At 64.3% G+C, this 24328-nt stretch carries 21 protein-coding genes; 9 read left to right on the top strand and 12 right to left on the bottom strand.

Annotation, left to right across the window (positions count from 1 at the left end):
• Window positions 1–12: 12 nt before the first annotated feature.
• Window positions 13–648, bottom strand: coding sequence for an alpha-ketoglutarate-dependent dioxygenase AlkB family protein (locus CLN94_RS09400; RefSeq protein WP_143598902.1), 636 nt, complete (start codon window positions 646–648; stop codon window positions 13–15).
• A 180-nt stretch (window positions 649–828) separates the two neighbouring features.
• On the opposite strand from CLN94_RS09400, the gene dnaK reads away from it, so the two are divergent.
• The 3 genes from dnaK (at window position 829) to radC (ending at window position 4825) form a co-directional block, all read left to right on the top strand.
• Entirely contained in the window at window positions 829–2739 is a 1911-nt protein-coding gene (gene dnaK / locus CLN94_RS09405; RefSeq protein WP_096433527.1) for a molecular chaperone DnaK, read from the top strand.
• Between the two features lie 69 nt (window positions 2740–2808).
• Window positions 2809–3969, top strand: a complete 1161-nt coding sequence (gene dnaJ / locus CLN94_RS09410) for a molecular chaperone DnaJ (RefSeq protein ID WP_096433529.1) — start codon at window positions 2809–2811, stop codon at window positions 3967–3969.
• 85 nt (window positions 3970–4054) lie between these two features.
• Window positions 4055–4825 (top strand): RadC family protein, encoded by a 771-nt coding sequence (gene radC / locus CLN94_RS09415; RefSeq protein ID WP_096433531.1) that lies wholly within the window; start codon window positions 4055–4057, stop codon window positions 4823–4825.
• 55 nt (window positions 4826–4880) lie between these two features.
• Here the strand turns inward: radC and secA are convergent, their stop codons facing one another.
• Window positions 4881–7583: a preprotein translocase subunit SecA gene (gene secA / locus CLN94_RS09420; protein WP_096433533.1), complete on the bottom strand. Its 2703-nt coding sequence runs from the start codon at window positions 7581–7583 to the stop codon at window positions 4881–4883.
• Window positions 7584–7754: 171 nt separating this feature from the next.
• Between secA and CLN94_RS09425 the strand changes: the two genes are divergently transcribed.
• The 3 genes from CLN94_RS09425 to mutT are packed head-to-tail and all read left to right on the top strand — an operon-like array spanning window position 7755 to window position 10437.
• Window positions 7755–8606 carry a peptidylprolyl isomerase gene (locus CLN94_RS09425; protein WP_096433535.1) on the top strand — a complete coding sequence of 284 codons (852 nt, stop codon included), beginning with the start codon at window positions 7755–7757 and terminating at the stop codon, window positions 8604–8606.
• 26 nt (window positions 8607–8632) lie between these two features.
• Window positions 8633–9994 (top strand): bifunctional glutamate N-acetyltransferase/amino-acid acetyltransferase ArgJ, encoded by a 1362-nt coding sequence (gene argJ, locus CLN94_RS09430; RefSeq protein WP_096433537.1) that lies wholly within the window; start codon window positions 8633–8635, stop codon window positions 9992–9994.
• Complete coding sequence (mutT, locus tag CLN94_RS09435; protein ID WP_096433539.1) at window positions 9991–10437, top strand: 8-oxo-dGTP diphosphatase MutT; 447 nt, start codon at window positions 9991–9993, stop codon at window positions 10435–10437. The genes argJ and mutT overlap by 4 nt, the downstream gene beginning before the upstream one ends.
• A 60-nt stretch (window positions 10438–10497) precedes the next feature.
• On the opposite strand, the gene infB is transcribed toward mutT, so the two are convergent.
• The 5 genes from infB to pip all read right to left on the bottom strand — a co-directional run bounded on the left by infB (window position 10498) and on the right by pip (window position 16994).
• On the bottom strand, window positions 10498–13035 hold the full coding sequence (infB, locus tag CLN94_RS09440; RefSeq protein WP_096433541.1) for a translation initiation factor IF-2: 2538 nt from the start codon (window positions 13033–13035) through the stop codon (window positions 10498–10500).
• On the bottom strand, window positions 13032–13661 hold the full coding sequence (locus CLN94_RS09445) for an RNA-binding protein (protein WP_096433543.1): 630 nt from the start codon (window positions 13659–13661) through the stop codon (window positions 13032–13034). Before CLN94_RS09445 ends, infB begins: the two co-directional genes overlap by 4 nt.
• 16 nt (window positions 13662–13677) lie before the next feature.
• Window positions 13678–15288 (bottom strand): transcription termination factor NusA, encoded by a 1611-nt coding sequence (gene nusA / locus CLN94_RS09450; RefSeq protein WP_096433545.1) that lies wholly within the window; start codon window positions 15286–15288, stop codon window positions 13678–13680.
• 3 nt (window positions 15289–15291) lie between these two features.
• On the bottom strand, window positions 15292–15882 hold the full coding sequence (gene rimP, locus CLN94_RS09455) for a ribosome maturation factor RimP (protein WP_096433547.1): 591 nt from the start codon (window positions 15880–15882) through the stop codon (window positions 15292–15294).
• Between the two features lie 143 nt (window positions 15883–16025).
• Window positions 16026–16994: a prolyl aminopeptidase gene (gene pip, locus CLN94_RS09460; RefSeq protein WP_096433549.1), complete on the bottom strand. Its 969-nt coding sequence runs from the start codon at window positions 16992–16994 to the stop codon at window positions 16026–16028.
• Window positions 16995–17061: 67 nt separating this feature from the next.
• Between pip and ubiG the strand changes: the two genes are divergently transcribed.
• Window positions 17062–17805 carry a bifunctional 2-polyprenyl-6-hydroxyphenol methylase/3-demethylubiquinol 3-O-methyltransferase UbiG gene (gene ubiG / locus CLN94_RS09465; RefSeq protein ID WP_096433551.1) on the top strand — a complete coding sequence of 248 codons (744 nt, stop codon included), beginning with the start codon at window positions 17062–17064 and terminating at the stop codon, window positions 17803–17805.
• 63 nt (window positions 17806–17868) lie between these two features.
• On the opposite strand, the gene mog is transcribed toward ubiG, so the two are convergent.
• The 3 genes from mog to CLN94_RS09480 all read right to left on the bottom strand — a co-directional run bounded on the left by mog (window position 17869) and on the right by CLN94_RS09480 (window position 20603).
• On the bottom strand, window positions 17869–18405 hold the full coding sequence (gene mog / locus CLN94_RS09470) for a molybdopterin adenylyltransferase (protein ID WP_096433553.1): 537 nt from the start codon (window positions 18403–18405) through the stop codon (window positions 17869–17871).
• Window positions 18402–19628, bottom strand: a complete 1227-nt coding sequence (locus CLN94_RS09475; protein ID WP_096433555.1) for an argininosuccinate synthase — start codon at window positions 19626–19628, stop codon at window positions 18402–18404. The genes mog and CLN94_RS09475 overlap by 4 nt, the downstream gene beginning before the upstream one ends.
• 123 nt (window positions 19629–19751) lie before the next feature.
• Entirely contained in the window at window positions 19752–20603 is an 852-nt protein-coding gene (locus CLN94_RS09480; protein WP_179300280.1) for a hypothetical protein, read from the bottom strand.
• Window positions 20604–20771: 168 nt separating this feature from the next.
• Between CLN94_RS09480 and ilvA the strand changes: the two genes are divergently transcribed.
• The gene (ilvA, locus tag CLN94_RS09490; RefSeq protein ID WP_096433559.1) at window positions 20772–22019 is read left to right on the top strand and encodes a threonine ammonia-lyase IlvA; all 1248 of its coding nucleotides are present in this window, start codon (window positions 20772–20774) and stop codon (window positions 22017–22019) included.
• A 5-nt stretch (window positions 22020–22024) separates the two neighbouring features.
• Here the strand turns inward: ilvA and CLN94_RS09495 are convergent, their stop codons facing one another.
• Entirely contained in the window at window positions 22025–22354 is a 330-nt protein-coding gene (locus CLN94_RS09495; protein ID WP_096433680.1) for an Hpt domain-containing protein, read from the bottom strand.
• Window positions 22355–22596: 242 nt separating this feature from the next.
• On the opposite strand from CLN94_RS09495, the gene CLN94_RS09500 reads away from it, so the two are divergent.
• Entirely contained in the window at window positions 22597–23787 is a 1191-nt protein-coding gene (locus CLN94_RS09500) for a PP2C family protein-serine/threonine phosphatase (RefSeq protein ID WP_281253539.1), read from the top strand.
• On the opposite strand, the gene CLN94_RS09505 is transcribed toward CLN94_RS09500, so the two are convergent.
• Window positions 23784–24236: an NUDIX hydrolase gene (locus tag CLN94_RS09505; protein WP_096433563.1), complete on the bottom strand. Its 453-nt coding sequence runs from the start codon at window positions 24234–24236 to the stop codon at window positions 23784–23786. The two genes, CLN94_RS09500 and CLN94_RS09505, sit on opposite strands and share 4 nt — an antisense overlap.
• Window positions 24237–24328: the final 92 nt, after the last annotated feature.

Genomic DNA, 24328 nt, shown 5'->3' on the forward strand with positions numbered 1-24328 from the left:
GCGAATCACCGCTCAGGTCACCACGCGCAGCGTCAGGTTGATGCGCCCACCCTTCGGCATCAGCGGCGAGGTGCCCGGCGCGATCCGGTCGATGCCGTGATACAAGAGCCGCGCCGACCCGCCCATCACCAGCACATCGCCCGAGCGCAGCCAGAGGCTTTGCGTCTTGCCACCGCGGGTTTCGTTACCGATGCGAAAGAGCCCGTCATCGCCAAGGCTGATCGAGACGACAGGCTGGGTGAAATCGGCCTCGTCGCGATCCTGATGCAGGCCCATCTTGGCGTCCTCGGCGTAGAAATTGACGAGACAGCAGTCCGGGTCGCGCGCGCTGCCCGAGACCGCGCGCCAGATCGCAAGCACCGAGGCAGGGATCGGCGGCCAGTCGCTGCCCGACGGGTGATGCTCGATGTAGCGGTAGCCGCGCCGGTCGGAATACCAGCCGAACCGCCCCGCCGAGGTCATCCGCACCCGCATCGGCTTGCCATAAGGCGTCATCGGCGAGAACAGCGGCGCGCGGGCGACCAGCGCGCGCAGATCCTCCAGCATCGCCGCCTGTTCCTTGGGCGAAAGCCAGCCGGGATAGTGGCGAAACCCGCGGATTTCCACCGGATCGGGGCGTTTCGGCGTGATCGGAGGCAATTCATCCATTTTGAAGCAATCTTCCGCCTGATCGGGTTCTTGCAGGGGCATTTTACCCTCCCTATATACGCCGGGAAGCCTTTGTCGGACAGGTTCCGCAGGGGCAGACAAAACCGAAACCACGGGATAGGGGCCGGGGGCCTTACAGGACCTGAGCTCCGCCATATCGCCGAAAGAAGAGGTATACACATGGGCAAAGTCATCGGGATCGACCTCGGGACCACCAACTCCTGCGTCGCCATCATGGATGGGTCGCAACCGCGCGTGATCGAGAACTCGGAGGGCGCACGCACGACTCCCTCGATCGTCGCCTTCACGGATAACGAGCGTCTTGTCGGCCAGCCCGCCAAGCGTCAGGCCGTCACCAACCCCACCAACACCGTTTTCGCCGTCAAGCGCCTGATCGGGCGCCGCACCACCGACGCCGAAGTCGAGAAGGACAAGAAACTTGTTCCCTACTCGATCGTCGATGGCGGCAATGGCGATGCCTGGGTCGAGGTGAAGGGCGAGAAATACTCGCCCGCGCAGGTTTCGGCCGTGATCCTTCAGAAGATGAAGGAAACCGCTGAATCGTATCTGGGCGAAGAAGTGACGCAGGCCGTCATTACCGTCCCGGCGTATTTCAACGACGCCCAGCGTCAGGCCACCAAAGACGCGGGCAAGATCGCGGGCCTTGAGGTTCTGCGCATCATCAACGAGCCGACGGCCGCCGCGCTGGCCTATGGTCTCGACAAGAAAGAAACGAAAACCATCGCGGTCTATGACCTTGGCGGCGGTACGTTCGACATCACCATCCTCGAAATCGACGATGGCCTGTTCGAAGTGAAATCGACCAACGGTGACACCTTCCTCGGCGGCGAAGACTTCGACATGCGCATCGTGAACTACCTCGCCGAGGAGTTCAAAAAGGAGCATGGCGTCGACCTGACCAAGGACAAGATGGCGCTGCAGCGTCTGAAGGAAGCCGCAGAAAAGGCCAAGATCGAGCTGTCGAGCTCGTCGCAGACCGAAATCAACCAGCCCTTCATCTCGATGGGCAAGGACGGCACGCCGCTGCACATGGTCGTCAAGCTGACCCGTGCCAAGCTGGAAAGCCTTGTCGGCGACCTGATCAAGGCGTCGCTCAAACCCTGCGCGGCAGCGCTCAAGGATGCGGGCCTGTCGAAAGGCGACATCGACGAGGTCGTGCTGGTCGGAGGTATGACCCGCATGCCGAAAGTCATCGAAGAGGTCACCGCCTTCTTCGGCAAGGAACCCCACAAGGGCGTGAACCCCGATGAGGTCGTGGCGCTGGGTGCGGCCATTCAGGCCGGCGTGCTGCAGGGCGACGTGAAAGACGTCGTGCTGCTTGACGTGACGCCGCTGTCGCTCGGCATCGAGACGCTGGGTGGCGTGTTCACCCGCCTGATCGACCGCAACACCACGATCCCGACCAAGAAGTCGCAGATCTTCTCGACCGCCGAAGACAACCAGTCGGCTGTGACGATCCGCGTCTTCCAGGGCGAGCGTGAGATGGCCGCCGACAACAAGCTCCTGGGCATGTTCAACCTCGAAGGCATCCCGCCGGCACCGCGCGGCCTGCCGCAGATCGAAGTGACCTTCGATATCGACGCGAACGGCATCGTCTCGGTTTCGGCCAAAGACAAGGCCACCGGCAAGGAACAGCAGATCACGATCCAGGCGTCCGGCGGTCTGTCGGATGACGAGATCGAGAAGATGGTCAAGGATGCCGAGGCCAATGCCGAGGCCGACAAGGTCCGCAAGGAACTGGTCGAAACCAAGAACCAGGGCGAAAGCCTGCTGCACTCGACCCGCAAGTCGCTCGAAGAGCATGGCGACAAGGTCGATGCCTCGACCGTCGAAGTGATCGAACTGGCCACGAATGCCCTCGAAGAGGCGCTCAAGTCCGAAGATCCCGGCAAGATCAAAGGCGCGATCAGCAACCTGACCGATGCCGCGATGAAGCTGGGTGAGGCGATCTACAAGGCGCAGCAGGCCGCGGCCGGCGAAGCCGATGTGGACGAAGATGGCCCCCGCGGCGTGGATGACGATATCGTCGACGCCGATTTCGAGGACATGGGCGAAGACAAGCGCAAGTAAGCGCCGGAACTGAGGAGCGGGCCCCGGTGGGGCCCGTTCCCGCGTTCCCCTCATTGGGGGTGCTGAACAATGTCGAAACGGGATTACTACGAGGTTCTGGGCGCTTCCAAAGGCGCCACGGCCGAAGAGCTGAAGAAAGCCTATCGCACCAAGGCGAAAGAGCTTCACCCCGACCGCAACAAGGACAACCCGGACGCCGAGGCCCAGTTCAAGGAAGTGAACGAGGCCTATGACGTGCTGAAGGATGCCGAGAAAAAGGCCGCTTACGACCGCTTTGGTCATGCGGCCTTCGATGGCGGCATGGGCGGCGGCCCGCGTGGCGGCTACGGCGGTTACGGCGGCGGGCCCGGCCAGGGCGATTTTGCCTCGGCCTTCTCGGATGTCTTCGAAGACCTCTTTGGCGATTTCATGGGCGGTCGCGGCGGTGGCCCCCGCTCGCGCGCTCAACGCGGCGCAGACCTGCGCTACAACATGCGCATCACGCTCGAAGAGGCGTTCAAGGGCACGCAGAAGTCGATCACCGTGCCGGGCTCGAGCGCCTGCACCGCCTGCAATGGCACCGGCGCCGAAGGCGGGGCCGAGCCGCAGACCTGCCCGACCTGTTCGGGCATGGGCAAGGTGCGTGCGCAGAACGGCTTCTTCACCGTCGAGCGCACCTGTCCGACCTGCGGCGGCGCCGGTCAGGTCGTCAAGAACGCCTGCAAAGCCTGTCATGGCGCGGGCCGGATAGAGCAGGAACGCCAGCTGCAGATCAAGATCCCGCCCGGGGTCGAGACCGGCACGCGCATCCGCCATGCAGGCGAGGGCGAGGCCGGACTGCGCGGCGGGCCTTCGGGCGACCTCTATATCTTCATCGAGGTCAAGGAGCACGCGATCTTCCAGCGCGACGGCATGATGCTGCATTGCCGGGTGCCGGTTGCCATGGCCACCGCCGCCCTGGGTGGCGAGGTCGAGGTGCCGACGATCGACGGTGGTCGCTCACGCGTCAAAATCCCGGCGGGGGCGCAATCGGGTCGCCAGATGCGTCTGCGCGGCAAGGGTATGCCGGCGCTGCGCGGTGGCGGCACGGGCGACATGATCATCGAACTGGCCGTGGAAACGCCGGTCAACCTGACGGCGAAGCAAAAAGAGCTGCTGCGCGAGTTCGAGAAGATCGAGGCGGAAAACAACCCCGAAGGCGCGAGCTTCTTCAAGAAGGTCAAGAAGTTCTGGGATGGAATGACGACCTGAGAGGGCGCCTTCGGGCGCCCTTTTTGCGTATTTGGGCCAAGAAGAAGTTAACCCTTTTTTCACCCTGCTCCGGCAGGGTTTTTTCATGACCCATCGCCTCGCCTCCGATCCGACGCTGCCGCTTTTTGGTGACCCCGACGAGGCGCGCGAGGCCGCGAGGCGGGTCGGGGCGGGGGCCAAGCTGCCCTCGTATATTGCCGATCATCGCGCCCGGCTGCGCGCGCGGTTCATGGAGGGCGGGGCGCAGGCCTTGCCCGATTACGAGCTGCTGGAGCTGGTTCTGTTTCGCGCCTTGCCGAGGCAGGACGTGAAGCCGCTCGCGCGGCGGCTGATCGACACGTTCGGGGATTTTGGCCGGGTGCTGTCGGCGCCAACCGCGCGGTTGATGCAGGTGACGGGCGTCGGTCCGGCGGTGGTGCAGGAACTCAAGATCGTCGAGGCGGCAGGGCAGCGGCTGGCGCGTTCCAAAGTGATCAACCGGCCGGTTCTGTCGTCCTGGCAGGCGCTGGTCGAGTATTGCCACGCGACGATGGCGCATCGCGAGACCGAGCAGTTTCGCGTGCTGTTCCTGGATCGACAGAACGTGCTGATTGCCGACGAAGAACAGGCGCGCGGCACGGTCGATCACGTGCCGGTCTATCCGCGTGAGGTGGTCAAGCGCGCGTTGGAGCTAAACGCAACCGCGCTGATCCTCGTTCACAACCACCCTTCGGGCGACCCGACGCCCTCCGAGGCGGATATCGCGATGACGCGGGCGGTCGAGGCGGCGGCGGCAGTTCTGGGGATCACGCTGCACGATCACCTGATCATCGGGCGCGGGCGCGAAGTGAGTTTTCGCGCGGCCGGTCACTTGTGAGCGAAAGCAAAACGGGGCGGCATGGCCACCCCGTTCCGTTTTCTGATCGCGATGTTCAGAGCTTGCCGTGGCAGTGCTTGAACTTCTCGCCCGAGCCGCAGGGGCAGGGATCATTCCGGCCCGGGTTACCCCAAGTGGAGGGATCGTTCTCGTCGAAGCCTTCGGCGGGTGCGGCCGCGGCGGCCGAGGCCTGAGCGGCGGCGGCCGCAGCCTGTGCGGCAGCCTGCTGCGAAATCGCGACGCGCTGCTCGGCAAGAACGGCGGCGCGCTCTTCTTCGGTCATCGGACGGATCCGCGCGAGGCGCTGCGTCACTTCCGAACGCAGGCTGTCGAGCATCAACTCGAAGAGCTGGAAGCTCTCGGTCTTGTATTCGGCCAGCGGATCGCGCTGCGCGTGGACACGGAAGCCAATCACCGAGCGCAGCTGTTCCAGCGTCACCAGATGCTCGCGCCACTTGGTGTCGATCGTCTGCAGCAGGAGCTGCTTTTCGATCATGTCCATATTCTCGTCGCCGAAGCCCGTGCGCTTTTCGAGCATGTAGGCATCCATCGCCTCTTCCATGCGCTCGGCGATCACGTCCTGGTCCACGCCCTCTTCCGCGGCCCATTCGGCCAGCGGCAGCTGCATGTTGAGGCGATCAAGCACCGCCTCGTTCATGCCCTCGATATCCCACTGATCGGCGTAGGTCTTGGGCGGCATGAATTCGTCGATGATGTCCTCGATCACCTGACCGCGCATGTCGCGCACGATTTCCGAGATCTCGGTCGACTCCATGATGTCGCGGCGCTGGCCAAAGATGGCCTTACGCTGGTCGTTCATCACGTCGTCGAATTTCAGCAGCTGTTTGCGAATGTCGAAGTTGCGGCCCTCGACCTTCGCCTGCGCGCGTTCGAGCGACTTGTTGACCCAAGGGTGCACGATCGCCTCGCCCTCGCCCATGCCGAGCTTGGAGAGCACCGCATCGAGCTTGTCCGAGCCGAAGATGCGCATCAGGTCGTCTTCGAGCGAGAGGAAGAACAGCGAGCGGCCCGGGTCGCCCTGACGGCCCGAACGACCGCGCAGCTGGTTGTCGATGCGGCGGCTTTCGTGGCGCTCGGTCGCCAGAACGAACAGACCGCCCGCCTCAAGCACCTTGGCCTTTTCTTCGGCATGCGCAGCCTCGATGCGCGCGCGCACCTCGTCGGGGTTGGCCTCGGGGTTGGCGGCCAGTTCCTCAAGCACCTTCATCTCAACGTTGCCGCCGAGCTGAATGTCGGTCCCGCGACCGGCCATGTTGGTGGCGATGGTCACCGCGCCCAGACGGCCCGCGTCGGCGACGATCTGCGCCTCTTTCTCGTGCTGGCGCGCGTTGAGCACGTTATGCGTGATGCCCTCTTTCTTGAGCATCTCCGAGATCATCTCGGATTTCTCGATCGAGGTCGTGCCCAGCAGCACCGGCTGGCCCTTTTCATGCGCCTTCTTCAGCGCCTCGATCACGGCGGTGTATTTCTCGCGCTGGGTGCGATAGACACGGTCGTGTTCGTCGACCCGCTGCACCGGGCGGTTGGTCGGCACTTCGACCACGCCGAGCTTGTAGATCTCGGCGAATTCCTCGGCCTCGGTGGCGGCGGTGCCGGTCATGCCGGCGAGCTTTTCATAAAGACGGAAGTAGTTCTGGAAGGTGACCGAAGCGAGGGTCACGTTCTCGGGCTGCACCGGCACGCCTTCCTTGGCCTCGATCGCCTGATGCAGGCCCTCGGACAGGCGGCGGCCCTTCATGGCGCGGCCCGTGTGTTCGTCGATCAGCACGATCTCATCGCCGGCGACCACATAGTTCTGGTCCTTGAAGAACACCTTGTGGGCGCGCAGCGCCTGGTTGACGTGGTGCACGATCGTGGTCGATTCCGGATCGTAGAGCGACTGGCCCTCGGGCAGGATGCCATCGGCTTGCAGGCGCTGTTCGAGGAAGTCGTTACCCTCTTCCGTGAAGGAGGCCCCACGGGTCTTTTCATCGACCTTGTAATGCTCAGGCGAGAGCAGCGGGATGTATTTGTCGAGCGTGATATAGAGCTCCGAGCGGTCCTGCGACGGGCCCGAGATAATCAGGGGCGTGCGCGCCTCGTCGATCAGGATACTGTCCACCTCGTCAACGATCGCGAAGTAATGACCGCGCTGCATCATCTCGGCGACCGAACCGCGCATGTTGTCGCGCAGATAGTCAAAGCCCAGCTCGTTGTTGGTGGCATAGGTCACGTCGGCGGCATAGGCCTCGCGCTTGTCATCATCGGCCTGGAAGGGCACCACGATGCCCGTGGTCATCCCGAGCGCGGCGTAAACCTTGCCCATCCACTCGGCGTCGCGCCGGGCGAGGTAGTCGTTCACCGTGACCACATGCACGCCCTTGCCGGTCAGCGCGTTCAGATAGACCGGGAAGGTCGCGACGAGGGTCTTGCCCTCGCCGGTTTTCATCTCGGCGATGTTGCCTTGATGCAGGAAGATCCCGCCCATCAGCTGCGTATCGAAGGCACGCAGGCCAAGGGCACGCTTGGCGGCCTCGCGGCAGTTGGCGAAGGCCTCGGGCAGCAGCGCGTCGAGGCTTTCGCCCTCGGCCACGCGCGCCTTGAATTCTTCGGTCTTTTCCTTGATCTGCGCGTCGGTCAGCGCGGCGAATTCGGGTTCGAGCGCGTTGATTTTGGCAACGATCGGGCGCGCCGCTTTCACCTTGCGGTCATTGGGCGTGCCAAAGACCTTCCGTGCAATCGTTCCAAGGCCAAGCATGTTCTCTCCGCGCTGTCTGAGCAATTCTGTGTTAGCGGCCTTGTCGCGCCTCTCGCAGATGCCTAGAACGGCTAACGAAATAAAGGACGCAGCGACCCCCAAGCGATGTAAGGGGCCACCGTCTGAGTGTCAACGCCGCGGGGCGCCGCGGCCTATGCGGAGTGATCACGGATGCTTAATCTCAAGTCGATTCTGGCGGCCAGCGCGGCCTGCCTCGCCTTTGGCATGGCCGCCTGGGCCGAGGACCGCCCGGCTTTGACCGCCGACAGTGTCCTGGCCAGCGTGAACGGCATCGACATCACTCTGGGCCAGATGATCACCGTGCGCGACAATCTGCCGCCCGAATATGCCGCCCTGCCCGATGATGTGATGTTCAACGGCCTGCTCGAACAGCTGATTCAGCAAACCGCGCTGTCGCAGATCGGCGAAGGCCGGATGACCAAGCGCGATGAAATCGCCCTTGAGGTGCAGCGCCGCGCCTATCTGGCGAATTCGCTGCTGGCCTATACCGCCGATCACGCTGTCAGCGAAGAAGCGGTGCTCAAGGCCTATGACGAGAAATTCGGCCAGACCGAGCCCCGCGAATACCATGCCGCGCATATCCTCGTGGACAGCCCCGAACAGGCCGCGATGCTGCGCAGCAAGCTCGATGAGGGCGCCGATTTCGCTGAGCTGGCCAAGGAAAACTCCTCCGACGGCGCCGCCTCGCAGGGTGGTGATCTCGGCTGGTTCGCGCTGACCGATATGGTCGAGCCCTTCGCCGAAGCCGTCGCCAAGATGAAAGAGGGCGAAATCGCGGGCCCGGTGCAGACGCGCTTTGGCTGGCACCTGATCAAGCTGGTGGAAACCCGCATCGCCGAGGCCCCCACGATCGAGGAGGCGCGCGACCGCCTCGAAGGCGACCTGCGCCAGCAAGCTGTTGAAAAACGGATGTCCGAGGTGCTGGAAAACGCCAAGATCGAGCGTATGGTCGAGGGAATCGACCCCGCCGTTCTCAAAGACAGCACGATCCTGGGTCAGTAAGCCCGCAGGCAGAGAGGGACCAGACGATGGCGAAGAAAGACAAGGACGCGAAAGAGCAGATCCAGAAGCTCAAGGCGCGGGTCAAGAAGCTCAAGGAACAGCTTGCCAAGAAAGACGCCGGCAAGAAAAAGGTGAAGAAGCCCAGCCTGGTGTCGCCGCTTGCCCCCAAATCCTTCCCGGCCCTGCCCGAAATCGCAGGGGTCGAGTTTGCCGCCGCCGCCGCGGGCGTGAAATATCAGGGCCGCACCGATGTGATGCTAGCCAAGATCTGCGAGGGCGCTGCCATCGCGGGGGTGTTCACCACCTCGTCCACGCGCGCCGCCTGCATCCTCGACTGCCAAGCCAAGCTGAAACTGCGCGGCGCCGCCAATTCGTCCGACGGCGCGGCGATCGTGGTGAACTCGGGCAATGCGAACGCCTTCACCGGCGCGGCGGGTCAGACCTCGGTCGAGGCGGTGACGGGCGCCGTCGCCGAGGCGCTCGGCGTTCCGGCCGCACGGGTCTTTTCGAGCTCGACCGGCGTGATCGGCGAGCCGCTGCCGCATGATCGCATCATCGCCAAGGTGCCCGAACTGCGCGACGCGCTGACCGGGGGCGGGCTTGAACTCGCCGCGCGCGCGATCATGACGACCGACACCTTCCCGAAAGGTGCCTCGGCCGAGGTCGCGGGCGATGGCGGCACGATCCGCATCGCGGGCATCGCCAAGGGCTCGGGGATGATCGCGCCGAACATGGCGACGATGCTGGTCTACATCTTCACCGACGCCAAGATCAGCCAGCGCGACCTGCAAAAGATCCTGTCGCGCAATGTCGACGACACGTTCAACGCGATCACCGTCGATAGCGACACCTCGACCTCGGATGCGCTGATCGTGGCCGCGACCGGCAAGACCGAGGCCGCACCGATCACCGACATGCGCACCCGCGCCGCCCGCGATTTCGAGGCCGCCCTGCGTGCCGTGATGATGGATCTGGCGCATCAGGTGGTGAAAGACGGCGAGGGCGCGACAAAATTCGTCGAGGTCCGCGTGACCGGGGCCGCGAATGCCGCCGATGCGCATAAGGTCGCGATGTCGGTGGCCAATTCGCCGCTGGTCAAGACCGCGATCGCGGGCGAGGATGCGAATTGGGGCCGCGTCGTGGCTGCCGTCGGTAAATCCGGCGCCAAGGCCGATCGCGACACGCTGACGATCTCTTTCGGGGACATGGTGCTGGCGGAAAAAGGTTGGCGTGTGCCCGATTACTCGGAAGAGGCCGCCTCGGCCTACATGAAGCAGCAAGAGCTGGTGATCGGCGTCGATCTGGGGCTGGGCCGGGCGGCGAAATCCGTCTGGACCTGCGACCTGACCCATCGCTACATCGACATCAACGCGGATTACCGCTCGTGAGCGGCGGCTGCGGGCCCGAGGGCGCCCCGGCGCCCGCCAGCCCGGGCCGTGTGATCCTTGTCTCGGCGGTGGCGCTGATCGACAATGACGGCCGGATCCTCTTGGCACAGCGCCCCGAGGGCAAATCGCTGGCGGGGCTGTGGGAGTTTCCGGGAGGCAAGGTCGAGCCGGGCGAGACGCCCGAGCATGCGCTGATCCGCGAACTCAAGGAAGAGCTGGGCATCGACACCTGGCACAGCTGCCTCGCGCCGCTGACCTTCGCCTCGCACAGCTACGAGGATTTCCACCTGCTGATGCCGGTGTTCGCCTGCCGCCGCTGGGAGGGCATCGTGCAGCCGCAAGAAGGGCAGAAACTGGCCTGGGTGCGTGCGCGCGACCTGCGGGACTATCCGATGCCGCCTGCGGACGAGCCGCTGATCCCGATCCTGCGCGACTGGCTCTGAGCCACGCGCAATAAAAAACGGGGGCGCAGGCCCCCGTTTTTCTTTTGTCTGTCTTGTAGGTTACAGGCTGCGCTGCACTTCTTCGCGCTCGAAAATCTCGATGACATCGCCGGGGCGGATATCGTCGTAATTCTCAAACGCCATGCCGCATTCCTGGCCGGACTGCACTTCCTTGACCTCGTCCTTGAAGCGCTTGAGCGTCTTGAGCGTGCCTTCGTGGATCACCACGTTGTCGCGCAGCAGGCGCACGCCCGCCGAGCGGCGCGCCACGCCTTCGGTCACCAGACAGCCGGCAACCTTGCCGACGCCGGTCACCTTGAACACTTCCTTGATCGAGGCATACCCGATGAAGTTCTCGCGGATCTCGGCCTTGAGCAGGCCCGAAGCGGCGGCTTTGATGTCGTCGACCAGATCGTAGATGATCGAGTAATAGCGAATCTCGACACCCTTCTGGTTCGCCGCGGCGCGCGCCGGAGCGTTGGCCCGGACGTTGAAGCCGATGACCGGCGCACCCGAAGCTTCGGCGAGGCCGATGTCGGATTCGGTGATCGCACCCACGCCCGAATGCAGCACGCGCACGCGCACCTCTTCGTTGCCGACCTTTTCCAGCGCCTGAACGATGGCTTCGGCCGAACCCTGCACGTCGGCTTTGACCAGAACCGGCAGTTCCGACACGCTTTCGTCGGCCTTGGCCTTGGCCATGAGCTGCTCCAGCGTGGTCGCGGCACCGGCGGCGGCGCGTTTGTCCTTGGCGGCCTGCTCGCGGTAATCCGCGATCTCGCGCGCCTGCGCTTCGGTCTCGACCACGTTCAGCACGTCGCCCGCTTCGGGCGTGCCGTTCAGGCCCAGAACCTCGACCGGAACCGAGGGGCCAGCTTCGTCGACGCGGTCGCCCTTGTCGTTGATCAGCGCGCGGACCTTGCCCCACTGTTCGCCGACGACAAAGATGTCGCCGCGCTTCAGCGTGCCGTTCTGCACGAGGACCGTCGCAACCGGGCCACGGCCCACGTCGAGCTTGGCCTCGATCACCGCACCTTGCGCGGCACGGTTCGGGTTGGCCTTGAGTTCGAGGATCTCGGCCTGCAGGGCAATCGCCTCAAGCAAGTTGTCGAGGCCCTTGCGGGTCTTGGCCGACACTTCGACGGTCTGCACTTCGCCGCCCATCTCTTCGACGACGACTTCGTGTTGCAGCAGCTCGGTACGGACCTTTTGCGGGTTCGCGTCGGGCTTGTCGCATTTGTTGATCGCCACGATCATCGGCACGCCGGCCGCTTTCGCGTGGTTGATCGCCTCGATCGTCTGCGGCATGACCGAGTCATCGGCCGCCACCACCAGAACCACGATATCGGTCACCTGCGCACCGCGGGCACGCATCGAGGTAAACGCCGCGTGGCCGGGCGTGTCGAGGAAGCTCAGCACCGCACCCGATTCGGTCGTGACCTGATAGGCGCCGATATGCTGGGTGATGCCGCCGGCTTCGCCCGAAACCACGTTGGCTTCGCGGATCGCGTCCAGCAGCGAGGTCTTGCCGTGGTCGACGTGGCCCATGATCGTGATGATCGGCGGACGCGAAACCAGATCTTCGGCCTTGTCCTCGACCTGATCGATGACCTGTTCGACGTCGGCATCGGACACGCGCACCGCCTTGTGGCCGAATTCCTCGATCACAAGCTCGGCGGTATCGGCGTCGATGGTCTGGTTCGAGGTGACCATCATGCCCATTTTCATCAGCGCCTTGACCACATCGGCGCCACGTTCCGCCATACGGTTGGCCAGTTCGGACACCACGATGGTTTCAGGCAGCTGCACATCGCGGCTTTGCTTCTCGGCCTTCTGGCCAAAGCCCATAGCCTTCTGGCGCGCTTTTTCCTGCTTGCGCTTCATCGCGGCCAGCGAGCGCTGACGCCCGCCTTCACCACCGGCAAGCGCATCCGAGAGCGAGAGCTTGCCCGCACGGCGGCCCGCATCGTCGCGGGTCTTGCCGCGTTGATCGCGGTCGGCACGCTCGTTGTTGCGCTCGCGGTCGGTCTTGCGCGGACCCGTAGCGACGACGCCCTTGGCCTCGGCGCGGGCGGCAGCGGCCTGCGCGGCGGCCTGATCCTGCGGCTCTTCGGCCTTGGCGGCCGGTGCCTTGCGGATCTCTTCTTTCTTCTGGGCGCGCAGAGCTTCTTCGCGGGCCTTACGCTCTTCTTCTTCCTGCTTGGCCTTCAGCGCTTCCTCGCGTTCGCGATCCTCGCGCTCCTTGGCTTCGGCTTCGGCACGACGACGCTCGCGCTCTTCCTCGCGGGCCTTTTCCTCGGCCTCGCGGGCAGCAGCCTCTTCGACCTCGCGGGCCTTCGCGGCCTGCAGAGCCCGCAGGCGACGCTCCATCTCAGCATCCGAGATACCGGCAGGGCGCTTCGACGGGTCGCCAAGATTGGGCGAACCGGCGGGCTTCGACGCCCCGGCTCCGGCCGCCCCCGGTTTCGGGACGACCACTTTCTTGCGCTTGGTTTCCACCACCACGTTCTTGGTGCGCCCGTGCGAGAAGCTTTGCTTCACCTGACCGGGGCGCGAACCGCCGAGACCGAGGGGTTTTTTGCCGTCCTTGTCGCTCATGCCGTCTTCGTATCCTTCATGGCGGTCACTCCGCCCTCTGGCTTGCGCATAGACGCAAGCTTTGCCGCTTCCATTTTGACGCGCTCGGTGAGTCCGTCAGCCGCAAGCGCGCCGTGTATCGCACGATCACGCCCGAAAGCCAAACCCAATTCCGAGGACGTCAGGCAGCCAAACCAGCGCGCCCCCTGGGGTGTCCAGAGCTTGCCCTTGCCCCGGTCGGAACCGTCCGAGGCCTGCAGAAGAACTTTGGCCCTGCCTTCGGAGAGCCAGCCCTTCACTTTTTCAAATCCGACGACCGCACGCCCCGATTTGCGCAACAGCGCGATCAGCTCGATCACGCGTTTCGCAAGGCCGGCCTCGACCATGTCGGCCAGCCCCTCGGGCACCTGTGCGGGCGCCTTGGCCGCGCGCGAGAACAGCCCCTTGGCGGCGGCCTTCTCGATCGCGGCGCGATCCGCCGTGACCCAGATCCCCCGGCCCGGCAGCTTTTCCGCCAGGTCGGGATAGATCATCCCGTCGGGACCGAGGACGAACCGGACAAGACCCGCCTTGGGCTGCACCTCGCCAGTGACGATGCAGCGCCGCTCGGGCGTCTCGTTATCCTTGGTCCGTCCACCACGGGTCATCGGCGCGTTCCGAGGCTCAGGCCTCGGCCTCCTCGTCTTCCTCGCCCTCGGCCTCTTCGGCCTCAAGCTCGGACGGGTCCACCCAGCCCAGCTGGATACGCGCGGTCATGATCAGATCCTGCGCCTCTTCGAGCGAAATCCCGTAGGGCTCGAGGATGCCGTCGTCCTTCACGCGCGCACCATCGACCGTGGTCCAGCCGCCGGCCAGCTCCCAGTCGGCGCAGGTGGCGAAATCTTCGAGCGTCTTCACGTCGTCTTTCGCCAGCGCCTCGATCATCTGAGGCGTCAGGCCCTCGAAGTCGAACAGCGACTGCTCGACGCCCATTTCCTTGGCCGCCGCGATCGCCTTGCGGTTCTGCTCTTCGATCACGTCGCGGGCACGGGCCTGCAGCTCTTCGGCGGTGCCTTCGTCCACGCCCTCGATCGACAGCAGTTCGTCGATATCGACGTAAGCCACCTCTTCGAGGTTGGTGAAGCCTTCGGCCACCAGCAGTTGGGCAAAGAACTCGTCCAGGTCCAGCGCTTCGACGAAGAGCTTGGTGCGCTCGGCGAATTCGGCCTGACGGCGCTGCGATTCCTCGGCTTCAGTCAGGATGTCGATGTCCAGACCGGTCAACTGCGAGGCAAGGCGCACGTTCTGGCCGCGACGACCGATGGCCAGCGACAGCTGCTCATCGGGAACGACGACCTCGATCTTGCCCGCTTCCTCGTCGATAACCACTTTCGCCACTTCGGCGGGCTGCAGCGCGTTCACGAGGAAGGTCGCCTGATCTTCGTTCCACGGAATGATGTCGATCTTCTCGCCCTGAAGCTCGCCGACCACGGCTTGCACGCGCGAGCCGCGCATACCGACGCAGGCGCCGACCGGATCAATCGAATTGTCGTTCGAGATAACGGCGATCTTCGCGCGCGAGCCCGGATCGCGGGCCACGGCCTTGATCTCGATGATGCCGTCGTAGATCTCCGGCACTTCCATCTTGAACAACTCGGCCATGAATTCCGGCGCGGTGCGCGACAGGAAGATCTGCGGGCCACGGGTTTCGCGGCGCACGTCTTTCACATAGGCGCGGATGCGGTCGTTCGGGCGATAGCTTTCGCGGCCGATCTTCTCGTTGCGGCGCAGGATCGCCTCGCCACGGCCGATATCGACGATGATATTGCCGTATTCCTCGCGCTTGACCACGCCGTTGATGATCGTGCCCTTGCGGTCCTTGAATTCTTCGAACTGGCGGTCACGCTCGGCTTCGCGGACCTTCTGCAGGATGACCTGCTTGGCCGATTGCGCGGCAATGCGGCCCAGATCGACCGGCGGCACCTCGTCGACGATCGTGTCGCCGACCTGCGGGTTGTCCAGATATTGCTTCGCCTGCGCGACGGTCAGCTCGGCCTGGTAGTTCTCCAGCGCCTCGTCCTCGACCACGGTGCGCACGCGGGTAAAGCTGGCGCGGCCGGTCTTGCGGTCGATCGACACGCGGATGTCCATCTCGGCGCCGTAACGCGACTTAGCGGCACGGGCGAGCGATTCCTCCATCGCCTGGATCACCAGATCCGGGTCGATCATCTTCTCGCGCGCAACGGCTTCCGCGGTTTGCAGCAGTTCAAGCTGGTTGGCAGAGGTGATTGCCATCTCTCAGGTCTCCTCGTCGGGGGAATCTGTGTCGGTTTCGATCTCGTCGAATTGCGTTTCGTCGATGCTGCCCGTGGCTTTCTTCTGGCGCAGCATCTCTTCGATCAGCTCGTCGGTCAGCACAAGCTTCGCGTCCGAGAGCCAATCGAAATCAAGGCCGATGGTGACCATCTCGCCGTTGTTCTCGATCTCGATCAGCACTTCGTTCTCTTCGGTGCCGCGCAAGATGCCCTTGAAGCGGCGGCGGCCGTCGATCTGCTCGGAGGTCTCAATCTTGACCTCATAGCCTTCCCAGGCGTCGAAATCCTTCAGCCGGGTTAGCGGCCGGTCGATGCCGGGCGAGGAAACCTCGAGATAGTAATTCTCTTCGATCGGGTCCTCGACATCGAGCACGGCCGAAACCGCGGTCGAGATCACCGCGCAATCGTCGACGTTGATGCCTCCGTCGGGGCGGTCGGCCATGATCTGCAGCGTGGCGGTTTTGCCGCCCTGCAGGCGCAGGCGCACCAGTTCGTAGCCGAGCCCTTCGATGGTCGGCCCGACGATCTCGGCGAGGCGCCGGTCGATCGCGGTTTTGGCGATGAGGTCGGTCATGTCCGATCCTTGAAAAACAAAAAAGCGGGTCCGTTGCGGCCCGCTGCATCTTTTCGGTGGGCGCCAGGTTTGGACCCCGGCACGCCGCTATTGAAGGCGATATAGGCGAAAGCCCGGGAATTGGCAAGGGTTCTGTGTGGGGCTCAGTCGCGCAGGCGGTTTGTCGCCGCAACCAGCGCTGCGGTGATCCCGACCTCAGAGAGCGCATGGCCCGCCGCGGGCACCATCCGCAGTTCCGCATTGCGCCAACCCTTCTTCAGCCGCCAGGCGGAGTCCGGCGGACAAATCATGTCGAAACGGCCCTGCACGATGATCGCGCGGATGTGCTCGATCTTGGCGCGATCACGCAGGATCTGGCCCTCGTCGATAAAACAGCCATGGCTGAAATAGTGGTTTTCCAGCCGGGCAAAGGCGCGGGCGTAATCGGTCGGGGATTCTCCGACCAGCCCGTCGTAATCGATTGTCGCCAACGCGTTTTCCCACATCGCCCAGGCGCGGGCATAGCGCGCCTCGGTCGGGTATTCGCCGCAAAACAGCCGCTTGCGATAGGCCGCGATCAAGTCGTCTTGCTCTTCGGGCGGGATCGGCAAGCGGAACTGCGCCCAGAGATCGGGGAAGAACCGCGCCGCGCCGCCGCCATAGAACCAGTCCAGCTCGGCTTGCGTGGCGAGGAACACCCCGCGCAGGACAAGCGCCTCGACACGTTCGGGATGCGCCTGCGCATAAAGCAGCCCCAGCGTCGCCCCCCAGCTGCCGCCAAAGATCATCCAGCGCTCGATCCCCAAACGCTCGCGGATCATCTCCATGTCACGGATCAGATGCGCGGTGGTGTTGTTTTCGACCCCGGCCGAGGGCCGCGACAGCCCGCAGCCGCGCTGATCGAACAGAATGATGCGGTAATGGTCGGGATCGAAAAACCGCCGCATCGCCGGGCTCGACCCGCCGCCCGGCCCGCCGTGGCAGACAATCACCGGCTGGCCCTCGGGGTTGCCCGATTGCTCGACATAGACGCTGTGGCCGTCGCCGGTGTCGAGCATGGTGCGGTAGCTCGGCTCGATCGGCGGGTAAAGAAATGCGGCCGGTGTGCGCTTTTGACCTGCGGTTCTGTCCATGATCGGACTATATAACGGGAAACCAGCGGCTGCTACGGGCAGCGAACTGCAAAGCGACGAGGATGGAATGGCGCAGGCGACGAACACGATCGACCCGGCGGAAGTGGCTAAATTCGAGGCAATGGCCGCCGAATGGTGGGACCCGACGGGCAAGTTCAAGCCGCTGCACCTGATGAATCCTGTGCGCTTGGACTACATCACGCAGCAGATCGCCGCGCAATTCGGCCGCGATCTGAAGGCCCCGCAGCCATTCAAGGGGTTGAGGCTTCTGGATATCGGCTGTGGCGGCGGGCTCCTGAGCGAACCGATGGCGCGGCTGGGCGCCGAAGTCGTGGGCGCCGATGCCGCACCGCGCAACATCCCCGTGGCGCAGCTTCATGCCGAGCAATCGGGGCTGGAGATCGACTATCGCAACTGCGCCGCCGAGGATATCGCCGCGACCGATGAGCGGTTCGACGTGGTGCTGGCGATGGAGATCATCGAGCACGTCGCCGATACGCAGGGTTTCACCGATACCTGCGCCGAACTCTTGAAGCCCGGCGGGCTGATGGTGATGTCGACCCTGAACCGCAATCCAAAAAGCTTCATGGCGGCGATCGTGGGCGCGGAATGGGTGATGCGCTGGCTGCCGAAGGGCACGCATGAATGGTCGAAATTCATCACCCCCGACGAGCTTTACGCGCTGATCCGCAACGCGGGGCTGGACGCGGTAGATCGCAAGGGGATGGTGTTCAACCCGCTAACCTTCGGCTGGAAGCTCTGCGAGCGGGACCTGTCGGTGAATTACGCGGTTGCGGCGGTGAAGCGCTGAGGGGCGCTGCCCCTCTGGCCTGCGGCCATTCACCCCGGGATATTTCCGGCAAAATGAAGCGGGTTATTTCGCCTTGGGGCGGAAGGCCTTGATCCGGGCCGGGTCGGTCTCAATCCAGCCGGCGCCGATCAGGTCGAGGCAATAGGGCACGGCCGCGAAGACCGCGTCGAGGCAGGTCGCGATGGCCGACGGTTTGCCGGGCACCATGATGATCAGCGATTTGCCCGCGATGCCGGCCGATTGGCGCGAAAGAATCGCGGTGGGCACCTCAAGCAGAGAGGCGCGGCGCATTTCCTCGCCAAAGCCCGCCAGTTCCTTTTCGAAGACATCGGCGCAGCCTTCGGGGGTTTCGTCGCGGGGCGCGGGGCCGGTGCCGCCGGTCACGAGGATCAGGTCGGCCTCGGCGGCAACCAGTTCGCGCAGCTTTTCTGCCACGCTCTCGCGCCCGTCGGGGATGATGTGGCGGGTGATTGCGAGCGGCGAGGTCACCACTTCGCGCAGGTAAGCCTCGCAGCCGGGGCCGCCCTTGTCCTCGTACTCGCCGCGGCTGGCGCGGTCGGAGACGGTGACGATGGCGGCCGTCGGCTGCGAGAAGCTCATTTCTTCACCCGGGCGTTGCGGGTGGCGATCAGCTTGAGGCGCAGCGCGTTGAGGCGGATGAAGCCGGCGGCGTCTTTCTGATCGTAGGCGCCCGCGTCCTCTTCGAAGGTCACGTGCTTTTCGGAGTAGAGCGAGTGGTCCGACCAGCGGCCAACGCAATGCACAGAGCCCTTGTAGAGCTTGAGACGCACCGTGCCGGTGACATGTTCCTGCGACTTGTCGATCAGGGCTTGCAGCATTTCACGCTCGGGCGAGAACCAGAAGCCGTTGTAGATCAGTTCCGCATAGCGCGGCATCAGGCTGTCTTTCAGGTGGCCGGCGCCCGAATCGAGGGTGATCTGTTCGATGCCGCGATGGGCCTCGAGCAGGATCGTGCCGCCGGGCGTTTCGTAGATGCCGCGCGACTTCATGCCAACAAAGCGGTTTTCCACGAAGTCGAGGCGGCCGATGCCATGAACGCGGCCATATTCGTTCAGCGCGGTGAGGATCGTGGCGGGCGACATCGCCTCGCCGTTGATCGCGACGGCATCGCCTTTTTCGAAGGTCACTTCGATATATTCGGGAGTGTCGGGCGCCTCTTCGGGGGACACGGTGCGCTGATACACATATTCCGGCGCCTCATCGGCCGGGTTTTCCAGCGCCTTGCCCTCGGAGGAGGTGTGCAGCAGGTTCGCATCGACCGAGAAGGGCGCCTCGCCGCGCTTGTCCTTGGCGATCGGGATCTGGTTCTGCTCGGCGAACTCGATCAGCTTGGTGCGCGAGGTCAGATCCCATTCCCGCCAAGGCGCGATCACCTTGATCGCGGGATCGAGCGCATAGGCCGACAGTTCGAAGCGCACCTGGTCGTTGCCCTTGCCGGTCGCGCCATGGGCGACAGCGTCGGCACCGTGCTGATGCGCGATTTCCACCAGCCGCTTCGAGATCAGCGGGCGGGCGATCGAGGTGCCCAGCAGGTAGAGCCCCTCGTAGACCGCATTGGCGCGGAACATCGGGAAGACGAAGTCACGCACGAATTCCTCGCGCAGGTCTTCGATGTGGATATTTTCGGGCTTGATGCCCAGCATCTCGGCCTTGCGGCGCGCCGGGTCCAGCTCTTCGCCCTGACCGAGGTCGGCGGTGAAGGTGATGACCTCACAGCCATATTCGGTTTGCAGCCATTTCAGGATGATCGAGGTATCGAGGCCGCCGGAATAGGCAAGCACGACTTTCTTGGGCGCGGACATGGGCATCTCCGGGAATCTTGGTTTCGGGCCGGGATAGTGGGTTTTTGCGTTGCGGACAAGGGCGGCGCGCAAAAGCAAACGGGCGGCCAGGGCCGCCCGCTGCTTTCGATCTGGTAGGAGCGATTATTCGGCCGCGCCGTCGGTACCGTCGCCGGCATCCGCGTCGTCGACAACCACAACGGCCGCGGCCGGGTCGGGCTCTTCGACCGGGGCGGGCAGACCGAGAAGCTCGTGCAGCTCCGCGAGGGCCTCGGGCGAAAGCGTGCGGCCATCCGAGGCCGCGAGCAAGGCACCTTCCTCAGCCGCTTCGGCTTCGGCGATATCTTCTTTCAGGCCTTCAATCTCACCTTCGAGCGCCGACACCGTATCAGGATACGCCTCAGCGGCAGCCTTCTCGGCGACCAGAGCGTCGTAGGCGTCCTTGTCCACACCATCAGGATCCGCAAGCGCGTCGATATCCGCGTCGATATCGCCGAGCGAGCGCGGCGGGTTCGCCAGCAGGCCGGCCAGTTCGGTTTCGAGCGGCTCGAGCTCCGCCGAAAGCGCGGCAGTCGCACCAACGGCCGTCGCATAAGCGGCAACGCGGCCAACGCGGCTGTTTGGCGCGGCATTTGCCATCGCCGTCGGGCTGGCATGGGCCGCGTTCAGGCCCTTGAGCTCGGAGGCGATCGCGCCGTGGTTGGCTTTCACCGGCTTGGCAGGTTTGGTCTTGGCCGGCGCGGGATCGGCTTTGGGGCTGAAGGAAGTACCTTTGCTGCCAGCGGAGCCGCCGCCGCCTTTGCCGCCCCCCTTACCACCACCGTTACCACCACCGTTACCGCCGCCATTGCCGCCACCGTTACCGCCGCCATTGCCGCCACCGTTGCCACCTTTGGCATAGGCCGCGTCGGCGCCGAAGCCAAAGCCGTCAACCGTCGGGGAGAGGAGGAATGCCGCCGCAGTCAGGGCAACGACGAAGCTTTTATGCATGCGCATTTCGCGTCCTTTCGTCTTGAAAATCGGGGTCTCCCCCAAATACCGCTCTTGGGTTAAGCAATAACGAAGGCGAAATCAGGGCAAAAAAATGTCAACGGCGACAATTCGCCGATTCCGACGCCTCAGCAGGGCTTGCAAGGCGCGCTTCCAGAGGACAATTCTGGCGCCATGACCGCATTTGCCCTCTCCGCCCTCGCCGCGACTCGCGCCCTGCGCGCGCTGTTCGATCCGACGCCCCTGCAGCGCAACGATCACCTTTCGGCGCGCTACGGCGCCGAGATCTGGCTCAAGCGCGAAGACCTGACGCCGGTGCGCAGCTACAAGATTCGCGGCGCCTTCACCGCGATGCGGAAACTCCGCGAAGCCGATCCGACCGCCGATCACTTCGTCTGCGCCAGCGCGGGCAACCATGCGCAGGGCGTGGCCTTTGCCTGTCGGCACTACGGCGTGAAGGGCACGATCTTCATGCCGGTGACGACGCCCCAGCAGAAGATCGACAAAACCCGGACCTTTGGCGGCGACGCGATCGAGATCGTCCTGACCGGGGACTATTTCGACCAGACGCTGGCCGCCTCGCAGGCGTTTTGTGCCGAGGCCAAGGCGCATTTCCTTGCACCCTTCGACGATGCGGGCGTGATTGAGGGGCAGGCCTCTGTCGGGGTCGAGATCCTTGATCAGCTGAGCCAGGCGCCGGATCTGGTGATCTTGCCGGTGGGCGGTGGCGGGCTGGCCGCTGGCGTGACCGGCTATCTGCGCGCCACCGCCCCCGAGACGCAGTTTCAGTTCGTAGAGCCGGTGGGCGGCGCCAGCCTGACGGCGGCGGTGGCCGCGGGCAAGCCGGTCACGCTTGATCATGTCGACAGCTTCGTCGATGGCGCCTCGGTCGCGCGGATCGGAGCACTGCCCTTTGAGCGGCTCGACTGGATCACCGCCGAGCAGGTGCATCTGGCGCCCGAGGATCGGATCTGCGTGACCATGCTCGAGATGCTCAATGTCGAGGGCATCGTGCTCGAACCGGCCGGCGCGCTCTCGATCGACGTGCTGCCCGAACTGGCCGATCAGATTCGCGGCAAGACCGTGGTCTGCGTGACCTCCGGCGGCAATTTCGACTTCGAGCGCCTGCCCGAGGTCAAGGAGCGCGCACAGCGGTTCTCGGGGCTGAAGAAATACTTCATCCTGCGCATGCCGCAGCGCCCCGGCGCGCTGCGCGAGTTCCTACAGATGCTCGGCCCAGACGACGACATCGCCCGGTTCGAATACCTGAAGAAATCGGCGCGCAACTTCGGCTCGGTCCTGATCGGGATCGAAACGAAATCGCCCGACAGTTTCACCCGCCTCGAAGCGCAACTTGACGCGGCGGGCTTCAGCTATCGCGATATCACCGAAGACCAGATTCTTGCAGAATTCCTGATCTGAGGCCCTCAGGCGGCAGCGCAGAATTCATCTGCACGCGCCATGAAAATCTCTTTCGACTGGCCGTAGCAGGCGATGATCGCCGGAATATCGGCCGCCGCCGCACCCCCGGCCACGATGCGCCGTTCATTCGCCTGACAGATTGCACCGAAATCCCGGAACCCCAGGTTCCAGGCCGATCCTTTCAGGAAATGCAGCTCATCCGAGAGCTTTTCCGGCGTTGCGCCAAGCCGCATGACGACACCCTCGACCTCGTCGAGAAACAGCTCCAGCACTTCCGAGAACTCATCCGCGCCGATTTCGGCACGCAGTTCCGCAACCCGATCCCAATCAATCATGTCCACCTCCGACGAGTCGGCAAAACCAACCCGAATGACCTTCACCACTCCTGAGGGTAAGGGCGAAGTCTTGCAGAAGGTTTAACCGCCTCCGGCGCAAGCGGGTCTTCACCTCTCCTTAAAGTCTTCGCGCAAGGATGCGGGGATATTCGATCAACGGATGACTCGTTTTGCCCGACGTCGCAGAGACCTCAGCCCCCTCCAGCCCAGAGCCCGCCGGCGGGGCGTCCCGGCGCGTTCTGGTGGTCGACGATTCCCGGATGCAGCGGCGCATCCTGTCGGCGCAGCTCGCGCGTTCGGGCTATGAGGTGATCGAGGCCGGATCGGCCGAGGAGGGGCTGACACTTTGTGCCGAACGCGCGCCCGACATCGTGCTGTCTGACTGGGTGATGCCCGGGATGAACGGGCTCGAATTCTGCCGCGCCTTCCGCGACCAGAACCGCGCCAGCTATGGCTATTTCGTCCTGCTGACCTCCAAGAACGACAAGAACGAGGTCGCGCAGGGCCTTGAAAGCGGCGCGGATGATTTCCTGTCGAAACCCGTGAATGGCGAGGAGTTGCGTGCACGTCTCGCCGCAGGAGAACGGATCCTGACGATGGAGCGCGAGTTGCGGCAAAAGAACCGCCTCCTGCGCGCCGCCCAGGAGGCGATCGAGCGCGACCTCAGCGAGGCGCGCAAGTTGCAGCAAAGCCTCATCAAGGAGCGGCACCGATCCTTCGGTGCAGCCGAGGTGACGCTGATGCTGCGACCCTCGGGCCATGTCGGAGGCGATCTTGTCGGGTTCTTCCCGATCAATGCGCGCCGCGTCGGCCTGTTTGGCATCGACGTCTCGGGGCACGGCATCGCCTCGGCCCTGATGACGGCGCGGATCGCGGGTTATCTTTCGGGGTCATCGCCCGAGCAGAACGTGGCGCTGATCCTGTCCGAATTCGGCATCTATGACGGGCGCCCCCCGGCCGAGGTCGCGCAGCATCTGAACACGCTGATCCTCGAAGAGATGGAGACCGAATCCTATTTCACTCTGATCTACGCAGATGTCGATCTGGTCTCGGGCGATGTTTGCCTTGTGCAGGCCGGGCATCCGCATCCGGCGGTGCAGCGCGCGGATGGCACGGTCGAGTTCCTCGGTCAGGGCGGGCTACCGATCGGGCTTTTGCCGATGGCGGATTACGAGCAGGTGACGACGGTTCTCGCGCCCGGAGACCGGCTGTTCCTGATGTCCGACGGCATTACCGAGGCCGCCACCCCGTCCGGAGAGATGCTCTGCGAAGACGGGCTGAGTCGGTTGATGCGCGATTCGGCCAAGCTACGCGGGCAGGCCTATCTCGACGCGCTGTTCTGGGATCTGAGCGAATATACGCAGGGCAATCTTGTCGATGATGTCTCGGCCGTGCTGTTCGAATTCAACGGCGCCAAGACCAATGCCGATTAACCCCGGCGCAAGAGCCCGATCGCTTGGCGGAGAAAATGCCGGTCGCCCGCACTGCCCAGCAGGTTCGCCGCGGCTTCGGGTTGCATCCAGACGGCGGAATGCCCCGGTTCGGTCGGCGGACCGAGGCGATGCACCGGGCGCGCCAGATAGATCGTGCAGAATTTCTCGGCCCAGATGTCGTATTCGGGCATGTAGGTGAAGCGCCGAAACGCCCCCAACCGGCGCGGCGGGGCGATCCGGTAGCCGGTCTCTTCATAGACCTCGCGGTGCAGCGCGCGCACCGGGCTTTCGCCCGGGTCGATCCCGCCGCCGGGCAGTTGATACTCCGGCACCGGCGCCGCCTTATGCGTGACCAGCACCTCTCCGTCCCGCCAGAGCACCGCATAGGCCCCGGCGCGCCGCCGGTATTTCTGATCGCCCTGCACCGGCTCGCCGAAACGTCGGATCATCTTTCCCCCTTGGGTCTGCGGTTGTGCACCCTATATAGGCACGGTATTCAAGCGCGCGACAGGCCCTCGATGGCCATTTTCGCGCCCTTCAA

This window comes from Pseudothioclava arenosa, from assembly GCF_002358085.1.
Classification (GTDB): Bacteria; Pseudomonadota; Alphaproteobacteria; order Rhodobacterales; family Rhodobacteraceae; genus Pseudothioclava; species Pseudothioclava arenosa.

Bases quoted from the DNA above. Each gene is read 5' to 3' on its own strand.
- rimP (WP_096433547.1), bottom strand. From the start codon at position 15,882: ATGACCGACCTCATCGCCAAAACCGCGATCGACCGGCGCCTCGCCGAG.
- mog (WP_096433553.1), bottom strand. From the start codon at position 18,405: ATGAGCTTCTCGCAGCCGACGGCCGCCATCGTCACCGTCTCCGACCGC.
- CLN94_RS09480 (WP_179300280.1), bottom strand. From the start codon at position 20,603: ATGCGCATGCATAAAAGCTTCGTCGTTGCCCTGACTGCGGCGGCATTC.
- CLN94_RS09400 (WP_143598902.1), bottom strand. From the start codon at position 648: ATGGATGAATTGCCTCCGATCACGCCGAAACGCCCCGATCCGGTGGAA.
- radC (WP_096433531.1), top strand. From the start codon at position 4,055: ATGACCCATCGCCTCGCCTCCGATCCGACGCTGCCGCTTTTTGGTGAC.
- ubiG (WP_096433551.1), top strand. From the start codon at position 17,062: ATGGCGCAGGCGACGAACACGATCGACCCGGCGGAAGTGGCTAAATTC.
- dnaJ (WP_096433529.1), top strand. From the start codon at position 2,809: ATGTCGAAACGGGATTACTACGAGGTTCTGGGCGCTTCCAAAGGCGCC.
- CLN94_RS09425 (WP_096433535.1), top strand. From the start codon at position 7,755: ATGCTTAATCTCAAGTCGATTCTGGCGGCCAGCGCGGCCTGCCTCGCC.
- infB (WP_096433541.1), bottom strand. From the start codon at position 13,035: ATGAGCGACAAGGACGGCAAAAAACCCCTCGGTCTCGGCGGTTCGCGC.
- CLN94_RS09495 (WP_096433680.1), bottom strand. From the start codon at position 22,354: ATGATTGATTGGGATCGGGTTGCGGAACTGCGTGCCGAAATCGGCGCG.
- CLN94_RS09445 (WP_096433543.1), bottom strand. From the start codon at position 13,661: ATGACCCGTGGTGGACGGACCAAGGATAACGAGACGCCCGAGCGGCGC.
- secA (WP_096433533.1), bottom strand. From the start codon at position 7,583: ATGCTTGGCCTTGGAACGATTGCACGGAAGGTCTTTGGCACGCCCAAT.
- CLN94_RS09475 (WP_096433555.1), bottom strand. From the start codon at position 19,628: ATGTCCGCGCCCAAGAAAGTCGTGCTTGCCTATTCCGGCGGCCTCGAT.
- nusA (WP_096433545.1), bottom strand. From the start codon at position 15,288: ATGGCAATCACCTCTGCCAACCAGCTTGAACTGCTGCAAACCGCGGAA.
- ilvA (WP_096433559.1), top strand. From the start codon at position 20,772: ATGACCGCATTTGCCCTCTCCGCCCTCGCCGCGACTCGCGCCCTGCGC.
- argJ (WP_096433537.1), top strand. From the start codon at position 8,633: ATGGCGAAGAAAGACAAGGACGCGAAAGAGCAGATCCAGAAGCTCAAG.
- CLN94_RS09505 (WP_096433563.1), bottom strand. From the start codon at position 24,236: ATGATCCGACGTTTCGGCGAGCCGGTGCAGGGCGATCAGAAATACCGG.
- dnaK (WP_096433527.1), top strand. From the start codon at position 829: ATGGGCAAAGTCATCGGGATCGACCTCGGGACCACCAACTCCTGCGTC.
- pip (WP_096433549.1), bottom strand. From the start codon at position 16,994: ATGGACAGAACCGCAGGTCAAAAGCGCACACCGGCCGCATTTCTTTAC.